Origin of the sequence: Ferrimonas pelagia (genome assembly GCF_039543565.1) — a bacterium.
GTDB lineage: Bacteria > Pseudomonadota > Gammaproteobacteria > Enterobacterales > Shewanellaceae > Ferrimonas > Ferrimonas pelagia.
This window is the reverse complement of the sequence record NZ_BAABJZ010000097.1, coordinates 82,351-89,416: the sequence shown is the minus strand read 5'-3', so window position 1 is coordinate 89,416 and position 7,066 is coordinate 82,351. Positions and strand designations below refer to the sequence as shown.

Sequence of the window (7,066 nt, the reverse complement as noted above, 5' to 3'; positions counted from 1 at the left end):
GCATCATTGGGCTCGGCTTCCTTGTCGGCCTGGTTGGTTTGGCGATTGATCAGATCGCACTTTGGAAGCCGAGTTCCCTCCAAATCTGAGAACTCAGTGATCTACATTTCGGAACAGTTATTTAGAATGGCCAGAAAGGCCAACGGAAGCAGGACGCCGACCTTAGCTGGTACTGGTGTGCAAGCAGGATAAGCTCCAGCCGGCCGCAATTGGGTAGTCCAAAGAAGCGAAGCTTTTCTGGTTGCCGTCGCCAATGCGAATAGGAAGTTGGTATTCCATTTTGTCGGGAGACCTCAGACACTGCCCCCTGACACCCAAACCGTACCGTATTGTGCCTGTGTACCACAGCGCTGCACGGGACCATACATTCTGCAAACGAAGACGCTCCCATCAGCTACTTGTGGGCTATGATTACCCTAATTGCCTAAATGGAACATCCTTTTACGTATTTGAGGTTCGATGAAAAATTTATTAATTCTCTACATCGTGTTAATGGTCTCTGTCTGTTCACATGCCTCAAATGCAGATCGAGTCGATCATCTGTGGTTCGAAACAAGCTTACAAGACAAGAGTTTTAGTAATTTTAGTGAAATCATCGAACTGTTGCGCGCCGAGTATGAAAAACAATACAACAGCAAAGCTAACATTTTAAGAGTCGCCAACGACGGCCGCTCTTTAGAATCACAATTCGACAGTGCAAAACACCTAAGGCAAGCTGTTAGCTTCAGTAACCTACCCTCCAAAGACTCTAAAATTAAGATCAGCAAGCTATATATTGGCTATACACCAAATAGTGAACAAATTGAAGCCTTAGTGTATTCAGATGAATTAGAACGCTATGTCGCCAAAGTGATAACTGGTGTTGCTCCAAATAAAGTTGCCAAAGCAAAACATGTAAACGAAGCCGTTTGCATGACTTGTCACCAAAATGCCATGGCGCCCATTTTCCCTAAATTTCCATGGACCACAACCGACAGTCCTTCATTTAGCACTTTCTTTCGTAAAAGCGTAGACGAAAAAGCTACCTTAGAAAAAGAAAACAAAAACCTATACGACTATGTTCACGGCACCAACGGTCCTCAATCAATGGAGACCAAGTACCCAACAAGTGTGACTCGATTTGATCTAGATGTACGCCTGAGCAACCGTGGCTATGCGGTAAAGAAAGTTTGCAATCAAATCTGTCAGAACGATGTAGAATGTCAAAAGTTGGTGTTTTACTTAACGCAGTTTGGAGAAGCAGGAGGAGAAGATCATAAATCAAAGCTTTTAGCTAGGGTCACAGAAAACTACCCTAAACATGGCTTTGCCTATCCCTCTTCGAGTATTTCAGCCTACCTTCCGCAGCAAGATTTATTAACTGTTACCACGAATGCATTGCCTCGCTCTATCATAGAACAGCGTACCGTAAACAGCCATATTACGGTTGATGACATAGAGAAAATCAATCAAGACCCTAATTACATCACCTTTCTTCCCTTCACAGCAAATGGAAGTATCATCTTTACCAGAATGGCAACGCAAGAAAATATAACGGGTGGAATTAGAAATCAACTAGGTTCCAATGGTGACATTATTTTTAACAGTGGCAACCCCGCTAACAAAAGGCCATTAATAAGAAAACTAACCCCCGAAGAGGCCATAAATGAAATAGAAAGGTTTGGCATTCATAACTGCTACGATGACTTTAGCTCTCAAATGTCAAAACAAGAGCTGCAAGACCTCTTGTTTTCTAGCGACCAACTGGACGCTGCCTTACTAGAGAAAAAACCATCTCTTAGAAACCAAAAAATAAAGCAGGTTCTTTCTCCAACCTCTGGCTCTGACATAAACAAAATAGAGAACCAAGAGCTGGCAACAATTGAGAGGATAAAAGACCCCATCATTGTGGATTACAGTAGCTTTGAGAGAGCGGCCATAAAAGAAAAACAGGTAATGCAGAAACTAATCACCTTTTGCGGCCGATGTCACATTGACACAAAACCGATCCAATTACCTCTTGATGATTTAGATGCCATGAGAACATACGAGGTAAAAAGCCCACACTTCACCACAAGTGACGGAAGTGCTATCGCTAGGCGGATAAAGCTTCATGAGATGCCACCAAGTAGCTCTCATGAATATGAGACTTTAAGTGACGAAGATCGTCAGTTGTTAATCAAAGCACTGGAGAAAGACGACAATAGAGACGCTCTGTAAACCCAAAGGGGCAAAGCGGATTGACCCCCCCTTCCCCGCCACAACTATCGCCCAGAGCCGGCGTCAGATGACGCCAGAGCCTAATGCCAGTGCGGATAGCATGAAACCCAATACTGGTCTACAAAATGCAAAAAAGCCCAAAGGAGAGCTCCTTCGGGCTTTTTTCTCGCGCTGCGGTCATCGACTCACGTCTGAGTCAGCAGACAGACACCGAGTCAGAGCTTATTCCCACTCGATGGTGGCCGGCGGCTTACCGGAGATGTCGTAAACCACACGGGAAATGCCATCGATCTCGTTGATAATGCGGTTGGACACCTTACCCAGGAAGTCGTAAGGCAGTTGAGCCCAGACGGCGGTCATGAAGTCGATGGTCTCAACGGCACGCAAAGAGACAACCCAGTCGTACTTACGACCGTCGCCCATCACGCCCACGGAGCGCACTGGCAGGAAGACAACGAAGGCCTGAGAGGTCTTGTCGTACAGATCGGCCTTGTGCAGCTCTTCGATGAAGATGGCGTCGGCACGGCGCAGCAAGTCGCAGTACTCTTTCTTCACTTCACCCAGAACGCGCACGCCCAGACCCGGTCCCGGGAACGGGTGGCGGTACAGCATGTTGTACGGCAGACCCAGCTCCAGGCCGATCTTACGTACTTCGTCTTTGAACAGCTCGGTCAGCGGTTCAACCAGCCCCAGCTCCATGTCTTCCGGCAGGCCGCCGACGTTGTGGTGGGACTTGATCACGTGGGCTTTGCCAGTGGCGGCGCCAGCGGATTCGATCACGTCCGGGTAGATGGTGCCCTGCGCCAACCATTTCACGTCTTCGATGCGGGAGGCTTCTTGGTCGAAGATCTCGATGAAGGTGTGGCCGATGATCTTGCGCTTGGCTTCCGGATCGTTCTCGCCCGCCAATGCGGTCAAGAAGCGCTCTTCGGCGTCAACGCGGACGATGTTAAGACCGAAGTGATCGCCAAACATCTCCATCACCTGATCGCCTTCATTGAGACGCAGCAGGCCGTTGTCGACAAACACACAGGTCAGCTTGTCGCCAATGGCGCGATGCAGCAGCATGGCCACGACGGAAGAGTCAACGCCGCCGGACAGGCCCAGGATCACCTTGTCGTCGCCGACTTTGGCTTTGATGCGCTCGATGGCGTCTTCGATGATGGCGCCGGAGGTCCACTTGGCTTCGCAACCACAGATGTTCAGCACGAAGTGCTCCAACATGCGCTTGCCCTGCTTGGTGTGGGTCACTTCCGGGTGGAACTGCACGCCGTAGAACTGGCGGGACTCGTCGGCCATGGCGGCAAAAGGACAGGTCTCAGTCTGAGCGACTTTGATGAAGCCTTCTGGGATGGCGGTGACTTTGTCGCCGTGGCTCATCCACACATCCAGCAGCGCGTTGCCGTCTTCGGCAATGGCGTCTTCGATGTTTTCAAACAGCTTGGTGGCTTCCAGCACTTCCACCTGAGCGTAACCAAACTCTTTCTTATCAGAGCAGGATACCTTGCCGCCCAGCTGCTCGGCCATGGTTTGCATGCCGTAGCAGACACCCAGCACCGGCACACCGGCGTTGAACACGTACTCTGGCGCGCGTGGCGAGTTGGCTTCCGCGACGGATTCCGGGCCACCGGACAGGATGATCCCGGTTGGGTTGAATTCGCGGATCTTCTCCTCAGAGACGTCCCAGCCCCACAGTTCGCAGTACACACCGATCTCACGGGTACGGCGGGCAACAAGTTGGGTGTACTGAGAGCCAAAATCGAGGATCAGAATACGGTGGTCATGGATATTGCTCATGAGCTTTGTTTCTCTTTGTAATGGGTAAGTCCTCAGGATCGGAGCCTGGGGATCAAATCGGCAAGCTGCGGATTGCGCAGCTTGCCTAGTAGGGTTTGGTCTTAGCCCAGGCGGTAGTTTGGCGCTTCTTTGGTGATGGTCACGTCGTGGACGTGGCTTTCCTTGATGCCGGCGCCAGAGATACGAACAAATTCCGCTTCGGTGCGCAACTTCTCAATGGTGGCACAACCGGTCAGACCCATGCAGGAGCGCAGGCCGCCCATCTGCTGGTGGATGATCTCTTTGAGGTGACCTTTGTAAGGAATACGCCCTTCGATGCCTTCCGGTACCATCTTGTCCGCCGCGTTGTCGGATTGGAAGTAACGGTCGGAGGAGCCTTTGCTCATCGCCGCCAAAGAGCCCATACCACGGTAGGACTTAAAGGCACGACCTTGATACAGCTCGGTTTCACCCGGGGCTTCTTCGGTACCGGCGAACATGCCACCGGCCATGATGCAGGACGCGCCCGCTGCCAACGACTTGGCGATGTCACCGGAGAAGCGAATGCCACCATCGGCGATCACCGGAATGCCATACTCGTCGGCCACGGAAGCGGCTTCGTTAACCGCGGTGATCTGCGGCACACCAACACCGGTCACGATACGAGTGGTACAGATGGAGCCTGGGCCGATGCCCACTTTCACCGCGTCGACACCGGCTTCGATCAGCGCTTTGGCGCCGGCCGCCGTGGCCACGTTACCACCGATGATCTGTACGTCCGGGAACGCCGCGCGGGTTTCGCGGATGCGCTGCAGTACGCCTTCGGAGTGGCCGTGAGAGGAATCGATCAGCACCACATCCACACCGGCAGCAACCAGAGCGGCAACGCGCTCTTCGTTGCCACCGCCAGCGCCCACCGCAGCACCGACGCGCAGACGGCCCAGCTCATCTTTACAGGCGTTCGGCTTCTGCTCGGCTTTCTTAAAATCTTTTACGGTGATCATGCCTTTGAGCTTGTGCTCGGCGTCCACTACCAGGACTTTCTCTATGCGGTTTTTGTGCATCAGGGCCTGTGCGTCGGTCAGCGGGGCGCCTTCTTCGATGGTTACCAGACGCTCTTTCGGCGTCATCATCTCGGTCACGGTGGCGTCCGGGTTGGTCACGAAGCGCACATCACGACCGGTGATGATCCCGATCAACTCATTTTCGTCGGTCACCACTGGGAAACCGGCAAAGCCGTGCTGATCTTTCATCTCGCGCAGGGTGCGCATGGTCGCGTTAGGCTTCACCGTTACTGGATCTTGCACCACACCGGCTTCGTATTTTTTCACCTTGCGAACTTCTTCGGCTTGCTGCTCGATGCTCATGTTTTTATGAATGAAACCGATGCCACCTTCCTGCGCCATGGCGATGGCCAGACGCGCTTCGGTGACGGTGTCCATCGCAGCGGACAGCAGAGGGATGTTCAGGCGGATCTTTTTGGTCAGCTGGGTGCCGAGATCGGCGGTATTAGGCAGAACGGTCGAGTGGGCAGGGACGAGCAGTACGTCGTCGAACGTCAGGGCTTCTTGCTTGATTCTTAGCATGGCAACATTCCACCTAAAGTAGGGTTTTGGCGTGAGAAATATTGCGGACGGATTATAGCGGGGGAACCTTGCCCCGACAATCGGAACTTGGTACTAATAGCGGATCAATCTCTCGTTTTTTACCGCGGATCCCCTCTTTTGAGCCAACAGATCTTTACAGTGTCTGCCTTGAACCGGCAGGTCAAAGCCCAACTTGAACAACATTTAGGCCGGATCTGGCTATCCGGTGAGATCAGCAACTTAGCAACGCCCGCCTCGGGTCATCTCTATTTTACCCTCAAAGATGAGCGCAGCCAGATCCGCTGTGCCATGTTCCGTGGCCGTGCGTCACGCGTGACCTTCCGCCCAGAGCACGGCATGCAGGTGCTGGTGCGCGCCAACGTGACCCTGTACGAACCCCGCGGCGATATTCAGATCATCGTCGAGTCGATGCAACTGGCCGGCGACGGCATGCTGCAGCAACGCTTTGAGGCGTTGAAGATGCAGTTGGCAGCGGAAGGATTATTTTCCACCGAGGCCAAACAACCTTTGCCCGACAGCATCCGCAAACTGGGGGTGATCACCTCTCCCTCCGGCGCCGCCGTTCGCGATGTCCTGTCGGTGCTGGGCCGGCGCGATCCCACCCTGGAGGTGATCATCTACCCCTCCTTGGTGCAGGGCGCAGACGCGGTCGCTAATTTGATCCAGATGATTGAAACCGCCGACGAGCGCGACGAAGTCGATTGCCTGCTGCTGACCCGCGGCGGCGGCTCCCTGGAGGATCTCTGGTGCTTTAACGATGAGCGACTGGCCCGCACCATCTATGAGGCGCGCCTGCCCATCGTCAGTGCCGTCGGTCACGAAGTGGATACCACCATTTCAGATTATGTCGCCGACTTGCGCGCCCCGACCCCGTCGGCGGCGGCCGAGGTGCTCTCCCGCGACAGCAGTCATCACCAGCAGCAGTTGATGCAGCAACGTCAGCGGCTACAGCGGGCCTGCGAAGCGCAACTGCAACACCAGCGCGGGCGTCTGGCGCTGCTCAATGCCCGACTTAACGCCAGCCACCCTAGAGCGCAACTGGCCACCCACAGCCAGCAGTTGGATGAGTTAAGCCTACGACTGGACAATGCGCTGCACCGCACGCTCAGTGCCGCCGAGCAACGCCAGCGGCAATTGACTCACCGACTGGAGCGGCAAGATCCCGCCCTGCGCCTGCCGCAATACCGCCAATCGCTGACCGATCTACAGCGCCGCCTACAGCGTGCCAAAGATACCCAGCTAACGCAGGCTCAGATGCGCCTGCAGGGCGTGACTGCAGCACTGGAGGCGGTCAGCCCACTCGCCGTGCTGTCGCGCGGTTACAGCATTCTACAGACCGAGGATGGCACCGCAGTGAAGAGCGCCCAACAGGTGCAGCCCGGCCAACGGCTCCAGGCCAGATTGCATCAAGGCACGCTGGATGTGACGGTCCAGAGCAAGAGCGAGTAACCTGCCGCCTTTCCCTTGGCCACCAAGACCGAAGA

The 7,066-nt window shown here is 54.1% G+C and carries 4 protein-coding genes; 2 read left to right on the top strand and 2 right to left on the bottom strand.

The annotated features are described in order from the left end of the window. Positions 1-459 precede the first annotated feature (459 nt). A complete protein-coding gene (locus ABEA08_RS16840; RefSeq protein ID WP_345336540.1) occupies positions 460-2,199 on the top strand; it encodes an Sdh5/SDHAF2/SdhE family assembly factor in 1,740 nt (579 codons plus the stop codon). A 222-nt stretch (positions 2,200-2,421) separates the two neighbouring features. Here ABEA08_RS16840 and guaA read toward each other — a convergent pair whose 3' ends face one another. After that, the gene (gene guaA, locus ABEA08_RS16835) at positions 2,422-3,996 is read right to left on the bottom strand and encodes a glutamine-hydrolyzing GMP synthase (RefSeq protein WP_345336539.1); all 1,575 of its coding nucleotides are present in this window, start codon (positions 3,994-3,996) and stop codon (positions 2,422-2,424) included. Positions 3,997-4,097: 101 nt separating this feature from the next. Continuing rightward, on the bottom strand, positions 4,098-5,561 hold the full coding sequence (gene guaB / locus ABEA08_RS16830) for an IMP dehydrogenase (protein ID WP_345336538.1): 1,464 nt from the start codon (positions 5,559-5,561) through the stop codon (positions 4,098-4,100). Between the two features lie 138 nt (positions 5,562-5,699). Here guaB and xseA point away from each other — a divergent pair, with 138 nt between their 5' ends. Beyond that, positions 5,700-7,031 (top strand): exodeoxyribonuclease VII large subunit, encoded by a 1,332-nt coding sequence (gene xseA, locus ABEA08_RS16825; RefSeq protein WP_425557378.1) that lies wholly within the window; start codon positions 5,700-5,702, stop codon positions 7,029-7,031. Positions 7,032-7,066: the final 35 nt, after the last annotated feature.